This window comes from Methylocella sp. CPCC 101449 (assembly GCF_031921685.1).
In the GTDB taxonomy this organism is placed as follows: Bacteria; Pseudomonadota; Alphaproteobacteria; order Rhizobiales; family Beijerinckiaceae; genus Terripilifer.
This window is the reverse complement of the sequence record NZ_JAPDHU010000002.1, coordinates 946,875-964,126: the sequence shown is the minus strand read 5'-3', so window position 1 is coordinate 964,126 and position 17,252 is coordinate 946,875. Positions and strand designations below refer to the sequence as shown.

Here is a 17,252-nt window from a genome sequence, read left to right as displayed (position 1 = left end):
GCCACGTCCGGCGAACCCTTTCGCTGGATCGCGACACTTGATACTCCCTTCGTGGGGCTTCGCGGCGGATCATGTTTCGGTCGCGACTAAGGGGCAGGGGCGATCTGACGATGAAAGAGAGCGCGGACGAGTTTGAGGCCGCAAAACTGCGGCCGATGCACTATTTTACGATCGCTGCCTGTGCTTTCGGCTTCAGCTTCGATATGGCGGAGTTTGCCATCGGCGCCATCATGTCGACGATCTTTGCGGCGCCGCCTTATTCGGTGGAGCCGGGTAAATTGTCTTGGCTTCTGTCGTCGGTTTTCATCGGTGCGATTTTTGGCGCTGCTTTTTCCGGCTGGCTGGCTGACAGATATGGCCGACGCCGCGTCTTGCTGCTGATCCTTTCCGTCATCGTGATCACCTCGGGGGTGGCGGCGGTCAGCCCGAATATCGAATCTCTCATCGTCATACGTCTGCTCTCCGGCTTGGCGCTCGGTGCCTATCCGCCGCTCATGACGACTTATCTGGCCGACGTTCTTCCCGCGCATGCGCGGGGACCTGCCATGATGACGACAGTCGCCGTTGCTGCTCTTGGGCCATTTGCCATGACTTTTGCGGTCTCCTGGCTGGCGCCCCTTCAACCCCTCGGCATTGAAGCCTGGCGTTGGGCCTTTATCATCGGCGTCGTGGTTGGAATCCCCTGCCTTTACATGTTCGCGAAACTGGTGGAGTCGCCACGCTGGCTTGCGGCGAATGGCCGAATGGACGAGGCGAGGGCGGCTCTTCGCGTCCTCGATCCGGCGGCTGTCGATGCGCCGCAGGAGACTTCCACCGCTCAAGCCGCTTCCATGCCTCCCGCACAGGGGCAAGACCTGCTGGTGCGGCGGCTGGTCTTCCTGGTGCTGCTGTTTTTCTTCACGCCCTGGTCGACCCTCGGCTTTCCGCTGCTGCTGGGCGTGGTTCTGGTGGAGAAGGGATTTACCGTCGAAAAATCATTACTCTTCGTCGGCCTCTCGAACCTCGGGCCGGTTCTGGGCGCCTTGGCGGTCGGCTTCGGGGTCGACAAGGTCGAACGAAAGACCGTCCTGATTTTGTGTGCCTTGCTGCTGATGGCATTGGGTATGCTGTTTGGGCTGCAGAACAATGCGGGCGTTCTCGTTTCCGCCGGCATCGCTTTCAATCTGCTCAGCGCGATCTTCGTGCCGGTTCTGGTTTTATACGCGGCCGAGATCGTGCCGACAGCTCAACGAGCGCGCGCCACGTCTTGGGCCTGGGCGGCGAGGGGCATCGGAGCGTCACTGGCGCCCTTGCTTCTGGTGCCTCTGCTCAAGACCTGGGGCTCGCTGACCATGTTCTCGGTCATTTCAGCGACCTTGGTCGGCTTCATTCTGCTCCTGCTTCTGGGGCCGCGCGGCGCGGCTGGGCAGGTGATACGCTAGGCGCCCGCTCAGTCGGCGATCGACCGGATGATCCGTGCCGGATTGCCGCCGACGAGGGTATTCGGCGGCACGGTTTTGGTGACGACCGAGCCGGCCGCGACGACCGAATTTTCGCCCACCGTGACGCCGCCGATGATGATCGCGCCGGCCGCGATCCAGACGTTCCGCTCGATCACGATCGGTTTGGCCGTGACCCCGGCGCGGCGCTGCGAAGGTTCGACCGGATGGCCGCTCGTGATCAGGCTGACGTTCGGGCCGATCATCACATCGTCGGCGATGTCGAGCCCGCCGAGGTCGTAGAAGGTGCAGTTCTGATTGACGAAGACATTCCGGCCGATGGTGATGTCCGGCCCGCCGGTGGTGTAAAAAGGCGGGATCAGGAGAAAGCTGTCGTCGACCTTTTTGCCGATGAGTTCGCTGAATAAGGCCCGGACCTCATCGGCATCGTTATAGGTCAGGCGATTGAGCACGGCGGTGATCGTCATCGCGCGCTTGACGTTCGCCGACATGGCCGCCGATTCCGGCGTTCTCCTGGGGATCATCTTCGCCCGATCGTCATGCGCCATTCGTCGTTTTCCTTCCGATCGAGCGAGTGTCCGGGCCGGCCAAAGACGAGCGCAAAGGCGACTCGCGGGCTGTAACGCTAGGCGGAAGGAGGGTCGAAAATCCATCCGGGACAGCCTGTCTGGATCGGATCTAAATGATTCGCATAATCTATATTATGGAACATAAATGTGACCCTCGAAACCTTTCAATTTGCCTGAAAGCTCTATGAGTTAGCGCCTTTGCTTGAGGTACCGTTTGATCTGGCAGCCGATTCCTTTTGCCGAACCGGCCGCCCGTGCCGATCGTTCTAGTTCGTGCCGAACCATTTGCTTTCAAGCGACTTCAGGAAGCCATCACTGCTCATGTCGCCCAGCAGTTTGTTGATCTCGGCCATCAGATTGGTATCGGCGGGACGCGTGTTGATGCCGATGTCGCGCGCGTCCCAGACATTCGACAGTTTGAGGCCGGCGCGATTGCTGCGCGCCAGGTTGTAACGCAGCACCGGCATCGTGTTGACGACCACCTGGACGCGGCCGATTTCCAGGTCCCGTAAGGCCAAAGGAAATTCCGGATAGGTCTTCAGTTCCTTGACCTTGTTGGCATAGGAATCCCGGGTGAATTTCTCGCCGGCGGTGCCGGTTTGCAGGCCGACGATTTTGCCAGCGAGATCGTCCGGATTGGCGACACTGACGTCGGCGCGATAGGCGGCGGCGATGCCGGTCTGGTAATAGGCGCGGGAGAAGGCAATGCGCTGCTCGCGCTCGGGTGTGCGGGTCAAGGCCGAGATGATCACGTCCGTCCGGCCGGACGTCAGGCCTGGAATGAGCCCGGCGAAATCGGACACGATCCATTCGGCTCGGACCCCGAGGCGTTTGGCGATTTCCTCGCCAAGATCACGATCGAAACCGGTGAGCTGGCCGTTTTCCATAAATTCGAAAGGCGGGAAGGCGCCGCCATTGCCAATGACGATCGTTCCCTTGGCGCGGATCTTGGCTAGCGTATCGCTGCCTTGCGCTAGCACCGGACCACAGGCCAACATGGCCAGACAGCCGGCGAACAGAACCGCGCGCCGCGAATAGGCAATTATCGATTTCATCATCATCATCTCCTTATGTCATTCGAGTTTCAGGCACCGAGGCTGCGCGTGAGGAATTCGCGTGTCCTGGGATTGGTGGGCATGGTCAGGATGTCGTTGGGCGGCCCCTGCTCCACGACGACGCCCTGGTCCATGAAGACGATGCGGTCCGCGACATCCCGCGCGAAGCCGATCTCATGGGTCACGACGACCATGGTCATGCCTTCGTCGGCGAGACGGCGCATGACGCCCAACACTTCGCCGACAAGCTCTGGGTCCAAGGCCGAGGTGGCTTCGTCGAACAGCATGGCTTCGGGCTGCATGGCCAGCGCACGGGCGATAGCGACGCGTTGCTGCTGGCCGCCCGACAATTGGCTTGGAAAGGCATCGGCTTTGTGCGCGAGGCCCACCTTGCTTAAAAGCGCACGGGCACGTTCGATCGCGCCGTCGCGCGCTTCGCCCAACACCTGGATGGGCGCTACGGTGATGTTGTCGAGCACCGTCATGTGCGGGAACAGGTTGAACTGCTGGAACACCATGCCGATGCGCTGACGCAGCTTCGTCATCGTGCGTTCAGAGACGCGCGTCCGGCCGCCGCCGCTCTCAGGCCCCCAGCCGATATATTCGGAGCAGAAAAGCACTTCGCCGGAATCGAAAGCTTCCAGGCCGTTGATGCAGTGGAGAAGCGTCGACTTGCCGGAGCCGGACGGGCCGATGACGCAGACGACCTCGCCACGCTGGACGTCGAGATCGATGCCGCGCAGCACTTCGTTGGAGCCATAGCTTTTGTAGAGATTCCTGATCTTGATGGGGGTGTCGGTCATAGTATCGGTCATGGGAGCTGTACGTTCCTTTCCCGCATGAGAAACGCGCCGCCGGCCATGACGTGCATGAGATCGCCGTCACGGGCGGCCAGCACGACGTTGGAGGCGAGATTGTCCCGTGCGTTGACGAAGGCCGAGGCGGTGAGTTCGAAGGCAATGAGATCGGCGGAAGCCCCCGTCTCCAATTTGGCGCTGCCAGTTGCCATGCGCAGCACTTGTTCAGGCGTCAGCCATTCGCTGGACGGCATGGCGGCGCGCGGCGCCAACAAGGCGAATTTCGCCGCCTCCAGCATGCTCTGGCTGTCGTTGCTGCCGGCGCCATCGGTCGAGAGGCGGACGTCGACGTTCTGCCTCAGCGCGCGAGCGATCGGCGCGACGCCGGATCCCAGGCGCAGGTTGGCAATCGGGCTATGAATGATCCGAGCGCCGCTGGCCGCAAGCCGCGCGATATCGTCGTCGTCGATATGCACCGAATGCACCAGCTCGACATTGGGTCCGAGCACGCCGAGACGATCGAGATGGGCGATCGCGCTTTCGCCGTAGAGTTCACGGCATGTGCGGGCGTCCTCGCGGCTTTCGCAGTTGTGCATGTGCAGGGACAGGCCGCGCGCTTTGGCAAACGCGGCGGTTTCGATCAGCAGTTCATCCGTCACGCGCTGCGGCGCGGACGGACCTGGAATGACGGCGACGGGCAGATCGTCGTCGAGCAGGGCCTCGGTTTGAGTGAGAATCTCCTGGGTGGTCTGACCACCGCCGGCCGTAGCGCGATCACGAATGTTGACGGCAATTCGTGCCTTCAGCTTCGTTTTTGCCCAGGCCCGTGCGGCGGCGCGTATGGCATCCGGCCGCAGCGGAACCTGACGGACATGGTCGGTGACTGAAATGCCCCCGCCCCGCACGATGTCCTTGGCGCAGAGATGAATGGCCCGGGCGATGTCGGTATCATCCAGACTGTCCCGACCACCGCCATAGGCATGGCCGAGCCATTCGTTCAGCTCGGCCATGGGCGCGAGACCGCGACCGAGCATTTCCGGTGAGTGCGTGTGGGCATTGTCGAAGCCTGGCATCAGCAGAAGAGATGAGGCATCGACGACATGCGTGCCGTCGGGACTGGAGAGATTGCGTCCGATCGCCGAAATTTTTCCGTCCGATATCAGAACGTCCTGCCCTTCGCGGGCCTGCCAATCGTCGCGCCCCGGCAACAGCGTGGCGTTTATGAAGATGGTTCTCATCGCTGGCTCCTCTTGATGCCCTGTTCGAGGTAGGCGTTGAGGGCAACGAGCGGCAGCGTCAGGCAGAGATAGACGAGCGCGACGCCGGCAAAAGGACTGAAGGTATTGGCCTTCCAGGTCATGATGTCGGTGCCGGCGCGCAGCAGATCGGGAATGGCGATGACGGAGACCAGTGCGGTGTTTTTAAGGAGTGTGATGGCCTCATTGGTCAATGGCGGCAACACCCGGCGAAAGGCTTGCGGCAGTATCACCAGACGCATGGATTGTACCCATGACATGCCCAGTGATTTGGCCGCGCGGATCTGCCCGCGATCGATGCTTTCGATTCCGGCACGCATGATTTCCGTGACGAAGGCGCCGGTGGTGATCGACATCGCGATGATCGCCACCGTAACGGCGCTCAGAAGGATGCCAATCGATGGCAACCCGTAGTACAGAAACAACAGAGTGACGAGCAGAGGCAGGCTGCGCATCAAAGTGGTCCAGCCTGTAACGAGCCATACGAGGGGTGGGAATGCAGTTGCATGCAGCAATGCAAGGCTCACGCCAATGATCAGGCCGAAGACGGCAGCGGCGGAGGCAAGCGCGACCGTCGTTCGCGCGCCGTAGAGTAGACTCGGTAAAGAGTCGACAAAAAGGTGCCATTCGAAATCCATTTAGACCTCGAAGCGCATGGTGACGCCGAACTCTTTGTCCAAGGCGCAATTGATGTGATCGACTTCGTTGGTGTCGGACAGTTCGAGATTGATGAAATCGACGTCCGCGCCTTCGAAAAAAGGACCCGCGTGCCAGCAGCCTTTGTGTAGCTTGATGGCGTGATCACCCGGGATTTTGAAGGCCTGGATGGAGGACGGATCCGGCATCAAACTGCGATCGGCAGATGCGATGGGCGGCGCGACGGCGATGAGCCATTCGCGTCCGCCCAGGGCGGCCAGACATTGCGTGACCTGAGCATGGCGCGTAATGCGTTTGAACCGCAACTCACGCGGTTCCAGACGCATGATATAGAGGCGGGGTATGCCGCCTGCGATATCCAGGCGCGCATCCTGCGGTCCAAAGAGGATGCCATCTGCCGTGGGAGGAATGAGATCCCCGAAAGGCGCGAAGGCTTCGGCCGAGATGAGCTGTGGGCGTAATGTCCGTTCGGATGTCATTTGGAAGTCCTTGTGAAAGTCTTCGTTTCGACGGGGCGCTCGAAGTGCTTGATCGACATGAAGTGCTGCCAATCGGCTTCGGTCTGATCGAGCGAGAGTGTTTGGACGATGTGACGAATGACGCGCGGGCCAACATATTTGAGCGCGGAATTGCTGGCGGCGACCGGCCCCAGACTGAGGGTCGCGGGACGGGCGAGAAAGCAGATCCGCTGGAGGTAGGGTGCTGCGCCCTGCTCTCTTTCCGTGAATTCGCCGTGCCGGCCGAGATAGGGAAAGCTCGAAAGCGTGCCGTGACGAAGATCGGCGGGAGGCATGAAACGATCCTGCCACAGGGCGAGTTGTGGGCGCAGCTCGTCCAATTCCCGTCGCAAGCCGAGGTCGACGCTGATGCCGGTTCCAGCCACGACGAAGTCGAATGTGAAAGTGCGGTCGCCGGATCGGACTTCGATCACCTTGTCTTGCGTGCGGCATGTATCCCAAGGCGTGCCGGCCTGCATGCGAAAGGTCGGGAAGGACATGGCGCGCTCGAACGTCGGCAAAGGCGGCGGCTGGCCGATCGTGTAGAGCCGGTGCATGTAGCGCCACTTCAACTCGTCGGAGAACGCGCCGAAGCTGGCGAGGAAGCCGGACGATTCCATCCAACGGCGCGGGTTTTCCTGCGGCAGGCTTTCGCGCCGGAAGCAGAGATCGACCGATGCGGCACCGGCCTCGAGGGCGGCAATCGCCGTGTCGAAGGCGGAGGCGCCGGCGCCCAGAATGCCGATGCGTTTTCCGACCAGTGGCGCGAAGTCGATCGTGTCGTTGGTATGGGCAAATTGCTCTGGCGGTACGGCATTGGCGATGAGGGTCGGAACGATGTGCCCTCCCCCGCCTTCCGAGCCCGTCGCCAGGACTACGGTGCGCGCATAGACCTCGCGGCTCCCGGCGGGCGTAGCGAACAGCAGACGAAACAATCCGCCGTTTCTCGGCGAGATCGCTTGCAGGTCGTGGCCATTGCGGACATCCAGGCCCATCGCCTGCCGATACCAGACGAGATAGTCCATCCAGGCGGTGCGTGGGATGCGGCCAAGAGAGTCCCAGCCCTCCTGCCCGTGGCGCGCGATCCACCAGGCGCGGAAACCAAGGGACGGCAGGCCGAGTTCGGTTCCGGTGACGAATTTGGGTGTGCGCAGCGTTTGCATGCGCGCGAAGGTGAGCCAGGGGCCTTCGAACCCGGCGGTGGCGCGATCGAACAATGCGACGCGGCCGACGCATTCCCGCTTGAGGCCGGCGGCGATGGTCAATCCCATTTGTCCCGCGCCAATCACCGCGCAGTCGAGAGCGGGCTGGCCATCGGGGCCGGCGACGGGGCGGACCCAATCTATATCGGGATAGGAGGTCGCAACGAGGTCGTCATTCAGCCGCACGTCGAGTGCGGACGAGCTATGAAATGTCATGAAGGTCTTTCAGACGGCTTATGAACGTAAATTTGGGCGAACGAGAAAAGGCCGCTGCCCGTCGGGGCGCAGCCTTGTTTCAGTCAAGCCGTTCGTCGCCACCGCCCACGCGCGCGCGCAAGTCCATGCGCACGCGGGGGACGACCCGCGCGGCGTAGACAAGGCGTGCTGTTAGAAAGTCCTGACATCATCTCGCCATTTGAACGGATATTTAAAAGCAACTCGCGTGCCATCCGGTGCGAGCAGACAAATCCGGCGGAGATGAAACGGCACGGAGCCCTATCCAAGGCATACTCCGTCGCTGCTGCGGACAGAATGAGCAGTTTCTGCCAGGAAAGCATGCATAAGGCACTACCGTTGGCGCTCGGTTATGCAGCCGGCACGCGATCGTCCTTGGTCTGGCCCGCAGCATAGCCGTATGATCGCTTGAACATTTCCGAAATGTGTTCCGCGGCCGTGCAGACGGCGAAGCGCTGCGGATTGTCGTCGCTGATGCAAGTCGGCATCGGCTCGATCAGCGCATCCGGATTGGGCGAATAGAATGTCGCGATCGAATAGCGATCTCGCCCGCTCATATTGTTGTTCACGCGATGCAGGTTGGAATTGTAGATGCCGTTGCTCCAGCGGGCCATGAGGTCGCCGAGGTTGACGACGAATGTTCCCGGGATCGGCTTGGCGATCAGCCATTCGCCGTCAGTGTTGCGCACCTCCAGTCCGCCGACGTCATCTTGAGCCAAAATCGTAATGCCGCCCCAGTCCGTATGAGCGCCGGCACCGATCTGGTTGAACTGCGCATCGCCGGGTTGCGGCGGATATTTGATCAGCCGCACCGTGCTGACCGGCATTTGATAATGCTTCTCGAACCAGCTTTCCTCCAGGGAGAGCGACAAGGCCAGCAAGGAGAGGATGCGGTTGCCGAGCTGCTGCATGGCCTTTTGATAATCGAGCAGCATGGGCCGCATATCCGGCAGTTCCACCGGCCATTGATTGTGACCGAAACCACGAATGCGCCGCTGCGACATCGGATGGTCGTCCGGGAGATCGACCATGCAATAGAAACTTTCCTTGAGATCGGGCGGCGCCACTGCGGCCTTTGCATCCTGGCTGTCGAGCTTTTGCGCGCCGATCGGCTCATAGCCCGCCGTGGAGGGGGCATTGCGCATGTCGAGCGCCATTTTCGCCGGCAAGGGCAGATCGAAGAAGCGCTGCGCCATGGCGAATTGCGCCGCGACCAGCTCGCCGGCGACGCCATGGTGGCTGACATAGAAAAAACCCGTGCCGCGGCAGGCGCGATGAATGGCCTCGGAGGCCGTCAGCGCGTCAGTGCTGAGATCGATGATCGGAATGAATTCGGCGGCTTTCGGCGGGGTATAGAGCAGCATGTTTCCCTCGTTAGCTGGCGCTGAGAACGCCCCGTTCCTCAAATCGGCGGCGCACGCGTGCCACCGCTTCGGCGAAACGATCGTCCTGGTGGATTTCATTCCATCTGCGTGGGCGCGGCAGGTCGATCTTGATTTCGAGATCGATGCGACCGGGACGCGGCGACATCACGACAACCCGATCGGCCAGAAAGACCGCTTCGTCGATGCCATGGGTGATGAAGAGCACGGTGTTCTTCAGCCGCAGCCACAGGCTTTGCAGATCCATGATCATCTGCTCGCGGGTCAAGGCGTCGAGGGCGCCGAAAGGTTCGTCCATCAACAACAGACCAGGCTCCTGGATGACGGCCCGGCAGATGGCGACGCGCTGGCGCATGCCGCCGGAGAGCTCTGCCGGGAAACGTTGTCCGAAGCCGGCGAGGCCGACCTGGGCGAGCAGGCTCTCGGCGCGTTCGCGATAGCTCTCGACATTGAGACGCTTGATCTCGAGAGGCAGCAGAACGTTGTCGATCACCGTGCGCCAGGGCAGCAGATAATCGCTCTGGAAGACCACGCTGGTGCGCGGGTTAGGACCATTCAGCGGCTTGTCATCGATTAGGATGGTGCCCTGGGTCGGTTTCTCGATCCCGGCAACCATGGAGAGGAGCGTGCTCTTGCCGCAGCCGCTCGGGCCGACGACGGCGACGAACTCGCCAGGTGCGATCGTCATGCTCGTGCCCTGAAGTGCGATGACTTCGTCCTCATCGCGGGTCTCGAAAATTTTCTGGACCTGGTCGATGCGCACGCCAACACCACTGCCCCGTGCGGACAATAGGCCGGCCTGCATGACGGGCGCGTTCATGGGCGGGCTCCGTGCTGGGTGTTAATCTTCTTTTCGACGAACAGGATGATGGAGTAGAGGCTGACACCGAGCAGCGCGATGACGAAGACGGCGGCGAAGTTCAACGTCACGTCGAAATTGGCATTGGCCTGGAGCTGGAGATAGCCAAGCCCCCTCTCCGCGGCGACATATTCGCCAAGAACGGCGCCGATGACGGCCAGGGACAAGGCCACTTTGAAACTGCCGAAAATGCTGGGCAGAGCGGCCGGCAGGCGCACTTTCAGAAAGACCTGCGCCTCGCTCGCGCCCATCGACTTGACCAGATTGGCATAGCCGCGATCGAGGCTCTTTAGGCCGACGACGGTGGCGACGACGATTGGAAAGAAGGAAATCAGGAACGACAGGAACAGTTTGGGGCCCCAGTCGTAGCCCAGATAGAGAATGACCAGCGGTGCCAAAGCCACTTTGGGGACGGTCTGCATCGCCACCAGTAGAGGATAGACGGCGCGTTCGACGATGCGTGAATAGAACACGGCCAGCGCCGTCAGAATGCCGACCGTGGCGGCGCAGAGAAAGCCGGCCACCACTTCGGCAGCGGTGACCCAGCAATGGGACAGCAAAAGCCTGTAGTCGGTGACGGTGCGTTTCAGGATGTCGAAGGGCGTCGGCAGAACGAATTCGCTGACGTTGAACAGTGGCACGGCGATCTGCCACGCCAGAAGCAAGGCCAGGGCCAGCGCTGGCGCTGCCAGATTTTCGATGGTGGAGCGCAACCGTTTGCGGCGGATGCGTTCGCGCTTGCGCAGGTCCGCATCAGACATCGGGGCCGGGACGTGAATGGCGCTCACCGCCTGAACTTCGCTCATGACCTTCATTTCTCGACCAGGGCATTGGTGTAATAGGTCGGCAGGGGCTTGATCTCATCGAGTTCCCCGCCTTCTTTCAGGATTTCGAGCGCTTCGCTGATCCAGGCAGGTTCCATCCATCCCGCTTTGTGGCCGGCGACGACGGGAATGGCGTTCAAGGTTTCGGTCACCTGCCGGTTGATGACCTCGACCGGCGGCGAGCCGGACCATTCCTTCTTCAGCACGGCCGCTGCTTTCTCCGGATCCTTGCGGGTGGCCTCGACACCGGCGGCGATCGCATTGATGAAGCGCGCGATCGCTTCCGGCTTCTGTTGAATGCCGGCATCGGAGACGACGACCGAAAGGCCGGGAAGTGCCAGCCCGTATTTGGTGACGTCGAGCACCACCAGTTTCTCTTTGACGATCGGCTCCAACAGCGGCAGATCGACGTTCAGATACGTGCCGATGACATCAATCTGCTTGGCGACGAACTGGGTGTTGCGCACCTGCGGATTGACCGTGACCTTGGTGATCTTCTCGCAATCGATATTAGTCTTCTTGCAGAACACCGGCAGATAGGAGGCCAGCGTATCGCCGACCGAAACCGCGAATTTCTTGCCTTCCAGATCCTTCGGTTCGCGCACGGCGCTATGCGCCTGGCTGACGAAACCGAGCGGCGCTTTGGGGTGATAGAGCGCGGCGATCTTGATGGGCATGCCCTTCGAAATCGCGGTGAGGGCGAAGGCTGCCGGCATGATCACGGCATCCTCCTGGCCTTGCAGCATCGCCGTCAGCGCTGCTGGGGCTCCAGCGCCCTCCCCCATGGCGACATCGAGGCCCGCCTTCTCGAAGGCACCGATGTCCTTGGCCATGTAGAGCGGCGCATATTCGCCCTTTAGCTTCCAGGAGAAGCGCACTTTGAACGTTTCGCCCGCCGAAGCCGAGGTGGTGAAGCCGATCACGGCGATGCCGGCAATCGCGAGAGCACGGGTGAAAGCTGTCGTCATGGAGTGCTTTCCTTCTTTCTTGTCGTTCACGTTTTTCATGCCAGTGCCGTTGTGGCTTCGAGCATCTTGCCGGGGTTCATCAGGTTGTGAGGATCGGCGACGCGTTTGAATTCGGGCTGCGGCGCGTCGGTCCGTTTCCAGCCCGCGCCGTCCAGCCGATAGGTATGGGGGTTCGAGATCTGCCCGCCCATGGCTTCGATTTCGTCCATGAGGGCTTGCAGACGGGCGGGATCGCGATAGCGCACCAGCGGCAGGCTCGAGACGAAGACCCGGCCGAAGCGGCGTTGGAATTCGAGATGCAGAATGAGTTCGTCGGGATATTTGTCCTTCAGGCTCTTGATGATGCGCAGTTCCTCGTGGGCCGGATAGCGCACCTGCAGATAGGTGAAGCCGCGGTCGACGCGCATGGCGCGCAGGGTCGTGTGGTTCCAGGTGTATTCGTAGAGCGGCGTGACCTCGGCGTTCGTGCCGAAGGCGGCATCGTCGGTTTCGGCGACCGTGCGCCGGAAAGAAATCGTGCCGCCGAAGTCACCCGCCAAGGCGGCCATGGCTTCGAATTGCGGTTCCGCCACCATGACGATGGCCATGGCCTGGCCGGATGGAACATGCGCGGCGAGTTGATCCATCATCGGCGGGATGCGCTCGTCATGGATCGAGATGAGCTTCTTGGCGATGCCTTCGGCCGCCGCCAGCGCATAGCCGAACTCGCTCGCCGACATCAGATCGGGAAAGGTGACGATCGTGTCGATCCACGGCTGGCAGGGCGCCAGCGGCATTTCCACCTCGGTGATGATGCCGTTCATGCCGTAGGCGTGCAGAACTTTCAGCGCATCACGGTTGCGCAGCTCAATGAGGCGCGGGTTTTCCTCGACCGTCAGAACCTGAATGGCGATCACGGCGCCGGGATCGGCGAGCTGGCCCCAGGTGCAAGAACCGATCCCCCCGGCTCCGCCGGCGATGAAACCGGCTATTGTCGCATGCCGCCGCGTCGAGGGGAAAAAGCGCAACTCCCATCCTTGATCGCGTAAGGCACGGTCAATCTCCAGGAGACGCGCGCCGGCTTCGAAACGGCCGACGCCGGGCGCCGCATGAACCACGCGGTCGAAGCGCGTCATGTCGAGGACCACCCCACCCTGCACCGGAACCGCCTGCCCGTAATTGCCGGTGCCGCCGCCGCGCACGGTGACCGGCACTTTATGGCGGGCGCAGGCGCTGGCGATGCGCACCAACTGCTCGCGGGTTTCCGGGATCAGCACCAGATCGGCGTTTTTGCCGTCGAGCTCGCGCTTGAGGATCGGCGAGAACCAGTAATAGTCCCGGCTTTTGGCGCGCAGCAGGCTAGGATTGGCCTTGGGAATGTCGGCGAGGTCCGTTTCCAGATCCTTGAGGCCAGGATAGGTCATGCGATGGCTCGCTTGATGGGAGAAATGTTGGGTGCGGTGCTGACACCAGCCTCGGTCGCCAGCGTCTTGAGGCTGAAGCGTTTCATGTCGCGCAGCAGTTCGATAACGCCCGCGACCTGATGTTCGGCGATCGTCTGGCCGATCTCTTCCGTTCCCGCCAAAGCATTGCCGACGGCACCCTCGGGATTGAGATCGTGGATCATCCAACCCATGTTGTGGCCGCCGTTGTGCCGCAGGTATTTGAAATTCTCCTCGAGCCACAGCGTCGAGGATTTGAAATCCTGCGCGTTTTGCATGCGCACGAGATCGGGACGGAACCGCAGCATGAGCGACGTCTCGACCATGCCTGCGTGGACGCCGATGCGGCGCTCGGTCTCATTCACCAGCCCGGGCGGGATGCCAAAGCGGTTCCATTGGGTGGTCACGGCCAGCATGGCGGCGCGGACGCGCAGCTCGCGTGCGACAATGTCCATGATCTGATTGTTGCCGCCATGCGAATTGATAATGAGCAGCTTGCGGATGCCGGTCTTGTTTACGCACAGGCCGATGTCGGTCCAGGCCTTGATCAGAACGTCGGGCGTCAAAGTCAGCGTGCCGAGGGCGAAGGAATGTTCGTTGGACTTGCCGATGGCCTGGCGGGGCAGAACCAATATGGAGAGATCGGCGGGCAGCATCTGGCGCAGCACGCCAAGCATGCCGTCGGCAATCGCGCTATCGGTCGCAACAGGCAGATGCGGTCCATGTTGTTCGGTCGCGGCGATCGGCAGAACGGCGATCGTTTCGGGATCGAGCGTGGCGAAGTCCCGCGTCGTCAGTTCATCCCAATAGAATTGGTCGGCCAATGTCATTCTCCAAACTGCTTCTGACTCAAAGATTGATCGCGTCTCCTGGTCCTGAAAAGCATCGAATTGATCGCGGTGTGGTGCCAAAAAGATCTCACTGGCTCAGGCACAAGTTCACGCATATGACTCCGTGAGCTGCGTCAGCGAGCGTTTCAAATGCTCAACAAAACGGCTGGTCGCGGGATCGATCGTGCCGCGATGACGGGCAATCAACGTCATCGATTGCGTCAGCGTTTCGCCGATCGGCAGATAACGAAGACGGCCGGCAAGACGATCCTCGGCCACGTCGAGCGGATTGAGAAAGGTCACCGCTTGGCCAAGGTGCACATACTGTTTCATCAGCTCGATCGAATTGGTCTCGACGATCGGCCGCGGTGTGACGGAGACGCGCGCCAGGGCGAGATCGACCAGGGCACGCAGGCTCATGCGTTGTTCGGCGAGAACGAGTGGATAGGTGGCGGCTTCCGACAGCCGCACCTTTTCCCGTTGTGCCAAAGGATGGCTTGGCGCCACGACGGCGCCGAATGGCACATCGAGACCGAACAGAGTCTTCAGCTTTGCGTTACGCTGCAAATTGAACCCGAGGCCGAGATCGACATCGCCCGAGATCACCGCATTGGGAATGCCGTCGGCGAAGAGCCCTTGCAGGACAATGCGAACATGCGGGTGCTCTTGCGTATATTCGTGAATGATCTTGGCGATCGGGCCGGCGGCGAGACCCAGCGTCGTGGCGATGGAGACATGGCCCTGCTTGGTGCCTTTGAGCGCATCGAGCCGGCCGCGTGTACGGTCGTAGCTCTTCAACGTTTCGCGGACATGCTCGATCAGCACTTCCCCGGCGGCCGTCAATCTCAATCGCCGGGGCATGCGCTCGAACAGCGGCTCGCCCAGTTCCTGTTCCAGCGCGATGATCTGTCGATTGATCGCCGTCGAGGCGACGTTGAGATTGGCGGCTGCTTTGCGGATCGAGCCGCAGCGCGCGACTTCGTCCAGATAGGAAAGCATGCGTGCGTGCAGCATCGAAGGCCCCTGCTCCCGGGGTGAAAGGCGGCCGGGAGCCGCCTGCTTTTCAAGCAATCGTCAGGCCAATCCTTGGGCATGGGAGCGCAAGCGGATGTGGCTAAGTTTTGAGCAGATGGCCTAGGCCTCAGGCACATCGCCCTTGAAGGCGGTGATCTCCACTTCGACCTTGAACTCCGGCCGGGTGAAGCCCGAGACGATCACCAGGGTCGAGGCAAAGTCGCTGCCTTCGACATATTGGTCCCTGACCTTGCCATAGATGGGGAAAAACGCCCGATCGATGACATAGGCGTTGAAGCGCATGACGTTGGCGAAGGTCATGCCGGCGTCCGCGAGGATGGCTTTCAGATTCTCGAAGCAGAGCACGCATTGCGCCTCGACATCCTCGGGTATGCTGCCGTCGGGATGCGCGCCGAGCTGCCCCGAGGAGAAAAGCCAGGGGCCTTGCAAGGCGCCGTGGCTATAACGGGCAAGCGGTTTGGCGATGGTCTGCGGATTGATGCCCAGTCTTGTCATGAAATCCTCCAGGAGCGCGCGCCATTGCGAGAACCGCGCCAGTTCGGAGGACGGGCAGCCGACCCGGTTTGGAGGGCTATCGGACTCATGATGGATGGTTATTTGAATCTCTATATTCAAAATAATATAGCGATCTACGTTTCTGCGCGAAAATAGGTTTTAAAGCCGATAAATTCGGAAAAATAATGCAGAAATCCACACCACAGGAGGACACCCATGCACGGCATGAAGGACATTACCGGCAAAATGCTGATTGGTGGCAAGCTTGTCGACAGCCTGGACGGCAGCTGGCTGGAATCGATCAATCCCGCCGATGAGACACAGCTCGGCCGCGTACCGTTGGGTAGCCAGCGGGACATCGACGCGGCGGTGGCCGCCGCTGCGGAAGCTTTTCCGGCCTGGGCCGCTCTATCGATGGAAAAGCGCGCCAGCTACGTCAATCAATTGGCCGACGCCATTCTCGCCAGGGCGGAAGATTTTGCCCGTATCGAATCCCTCGACACCGGCAATACGATCGGGCCGATGCGGCAGGACGTGTTCACGGCCGTCGAGCGCATGCGTTTTGCCGCCGGTCTCGCTTACGAGATCAAAGGCGAAACCATTCCCGCCACACCGGGCAATATCCACCTCACCTTGCGCGTGCCCTATGGCGTCGTTGGGCGGATCATTCCCTTCAACCATCCGATTGGCTTTGCCGCCTCGCGCATCGCGCCAGCCATCGTCACGGGGAATACGATGGTCATCAAGCCATCGGAACAAAGCCCCTTGTCGGCCGCCATCCTGGCGGAACTCTGCGCGGCGATCCTGCCGCCGGGCGTCGTCAACATCGTTACCGGTGGCCGCGAAACCGGCGAAGCGCTGGTGCGCCACCCCAAGGTGAAGCGTATCGCTTTCCTCGGTTCGGCGGCTTCAGGTATGGCGATCCAGAAGGCCGCTGCGGAAACGGCGGTGAAACATGTCACGCTCGAACTGGGCGGCAAGAATCCGCTGATCGCCTTTCCTGATGCGGATATGGATCAGGTCGCAGCGGCTTCGGTCGGCGGCATGAACTTTGGCTGGCAGGGCCAGTCTTGCGGCTCGATGAGCCGTATCCTCCTGCACGAGGATATCTATGACGCCGTGCTGGAGAAAATCCTGGCGCGTGTCAAAGCCATCAAGATCGGTCATCCGCTTGATGCGGATACCAATATGGGGCCAATCAACAACCAAGGCCAATATAAGAAAGTCCTATCCTACATCGACATCGGCAAAAGCGAAGGCGCCAAGCTCCTACTCGGCGGCGGCCGGCCGAAGGGCGATCTGTACAAGCGCGGTTACTGGGTCGAGCCGACCGTCTTTGGTGACGTGAACATGTCCATGCGCATCGCCAAGGAAGAGATTTTCGGACCGGTCATGTCGATTCTGAAGTTCAAGACCGAGGCTGAAGCTATCGCCATGGCCAATGCCGTCGATCTAGGGCTGACTGGCGCCGTGTGGACGCAGGATATCGGCCGCGCGCTGTGCGTCTCCCAGGCCATTGAGGCCGGCTATATCTGGGTCAATGGCGTCGGCACCCATTTCCGGGGCGTGCCCTATGGCGGCTTTAAGAATTCAGGTGTCGGCCGGGAGGAAGGCCTGAGCGAGATTCTCAGTTACACCGAGGAGAAGGTGATCAATCTCTGCAATGGCCATCTCCGCCACGTATAAAATCGCGATGGACGAATGTCGTGTCCATCCAGTTGGACACGACATT

Annotated in this window: 17 protein-coding genes; 2 read left to right on the top strand and 15 right to left on the bottom strand. The window is 61.1% G+C overall.

What is annotated here, in order from left to right; genetic code table 11:
- The first annotated feature begins 110 nt into the window (after positions 1-110).
- Positions 111-1,421: an MFS transporter gene (locus tag OIM99_RS15385; RefSeq protein WP_311851304.1), complete on the top strand. Its 1,311-nt coding sequence runs from the start codon at positions 111-113 to the stop codon at positions 1,419-1,421.
- Between the two features lie 8 nt (positions 1,422-1,429).
- On the opposite strand, the gene OIM99_RS15380 is transcribed toward OIM99_RS15385, so the two are convergent.
- The 15 genes from OIM99_RS15380 to OIM99_RS15310 form a co-directional block, all read right to left on the bottom strand.
- Positions 1,430-1,987 (bottom strand): DapH/DapD/GlmU-related protein, encoded by a 558-nt coding sequence (locus tag OIM99_RS15380; protein WP_311851303.1) that lies wholly within the window; start codon positions 1,985-1,987, stop codon positions 1,430-1,432.
- A gap of 287 nt (positions 1,988-2,274) precedes the next feature.
- On the bottom strand, positions 2,275-3,063 hold the full coding sequence (locus OIM99_RS15375) for an ABC transporter substrate-binding protein (protein ID WP_311851302.1): 789 nt from the start codon (positions 3,061-3,063) through the stop codon (positions 2,275-2,277).
- A gap of 29 nt (positions 3,064-3,092) precedes the next feature.
- Positions 3,093-3,878 (bottom strand): amino acid ABC transporter ATP-binding protein, encoded by a 786-nt coding sequence (locus OIM99_RS15370; protein WP_311851301.1) that lies wholly within the window; start codon positions 3,876-3,878, stop codon positions 3,093-3,095.
- A complete protein-coding gene (locus OIM99_RS15365) occupies positions 3,875-5,098 on the bottom strand; it encodes an amidohydrolase family protein (protein WP_311851300.1) in 1,224 nt (407 codons plus the stop codon). The genes OIM99_RS15370 and OIM99_RS15365 overlap by 4 nt, the downstream gene beginning before the upstream one ends.
- Complete coding sequence (locus OIM99_RS15360; protein ID WP_311851299.1) at positions 5,095-5,754, bottom strand: amino acid ABC transporter permease; 660 nt, start codon at positions 5,752-5,754, stop codon at positions 5,095-5,097. The genes OIM99_RS15365 and OIM99_RS15360 overlap by 4 nt, the downstream gene beginning before the upstream one ends.
- Complete coding sequence (locus OIM99_RS15355; protein ID WP_311851298.1) at positions 5,755-6,252, bottom strand: ureidoglycolate lyase; 498 nt, start codon at positions 6,250-6,252, stop codon at positions 5,755-5,757.
- Positions 6,249-7,688 carry an NAD(P)/FAD-dependent oxidoreductase gene (locus OIM99_RS15350; protein ID WP_311851297.1) on the bottom strand — a complete coding sequence of 480 codons (1,440 nt, stop codon included), beginning with the start codon at positions 7,686-7,688 and terminating at the stop codon, positions 6,249-6,251. Before OIM99_RS15350 ends, OIM99_RS15355 begins: the two co-directional genes overlap by 4 nt.
- 368 nt (positions 7,689-8,056) lie before the next feature.
- Positions 8,057-9,070: a 2-oxoglutarate and iron-dependent oxygenase domain-containing protein gene (locus OIM99_RS15345; RefSeq protein ID WP_311851296.1), complete on the bottom strand. Its 1,014-nt coding sequence runs from the start codon at positions 9,068-9,070 to the stop codon at positions 8,057-8,059.
- Between the two features lie 10 nt (positions 9,071-9,080).
- Positions 9,081-9,908: an ABC transporter ATP-binding protein gene (locus OIM99_RS15340; protein ID WP_311851295.1), complete on the bottom strand. Its 828-nt coding sequence runs from the start codon at positions 9,906-9,908 to the stop codon at positions 9,081-9,083.
- Positions 9,905-10,753 (bottom strand): ABC transporter permease, encoded by an 849-nt coding sequence (locus OIM99_RS15335; protein ID WP_311851294.1) that lies wholly within the window; start codon positions 10,751-10,753, stop codon positions 9,905-9,907. The genes OIM99_RS15340 and OIM99_RS15335 overlap by 4 nt, the downstream gene beginning before the upstream one ends.
- 5 nt (positions 10,754-10,758) lie before the next feature.
- Complete coding sequence (locus OIM99_RS15330; protein WP_311851293.1) at positions 10,759-11,739, bottom strand: ABC transporter substrate-binding protein; 981 nt, start codon at positions 11,737-11,739, stop codon at positions 10,759-10,761.
- Between the two features lie 35 nt (positions 11,740-11,774).
- Positions 11,775-13,142, bottom strand: coding sequence for an FAD-binding oxidoreductase (locus OIM99_RS15325; RefSeq protein WP_311851292.1), 1,368 nt, complete (start codon positions 13,140-13,142; stop codon positions 11,775-11,777).
- Positions 13,139-13,984 carry a creatininase family protein gene (locus tag OIM99_RS15320; RefSeq protein WP_311851291.1) on the bottom strand — a complete coding sequence of 282 codons (846 nt, stop codon included), beginning with the start codon at positions 13,982-13,984 and terminating at the stop codon, positions 13,139-13,141. The genes OIM99_RS15325 and OIM99_RS15320 overlap by 4 nt, the downstream gene beginning before the upstream one ends.
- Before the next feature lie 114 nt (positions 13,985-14,098).
- Entirely contained in the window at positions 14,099-15,004 is a 906-nt protein-coding gene (locus OIM99_RS15315; protein WP_311851290.1) for a LysR family transcriptional regulator, read from the bottom strand.
- Positions 15,005-15,124: 120 nt separating this feature from the next.
- Positions 15,125-15,520, bottom strand: coding sequence for a RidA family protein (locus tag OIM99_RS15310; RefSeq protein ID WP_311851289.1), 396 nt, complete (start codon positions 15,518-15,520; stop codon positions 15,125-15,127).
- A gap of 216 nt (positions 15,521-15,736) precedes the next feature.
- On the opposite strand from OIM99_RS15310, the gene OIM99_RS15305 reads away from it, so the two are divergent.
- The gene (locus OIM99_RS15305) at positions 15,737-17,206 is read left to right on the top strand and encodes an aldehyde dehydrogenase family protein (RefSeq protein WP_311851288.1); all 1,470 of its coding nucleotides are present in this window, start codon (positions 15,737-15,739) and stop codon (positions 17,204-17,206) included.
- Positions 17,207-17,252 lie beyond the last annotated feature (46 nt).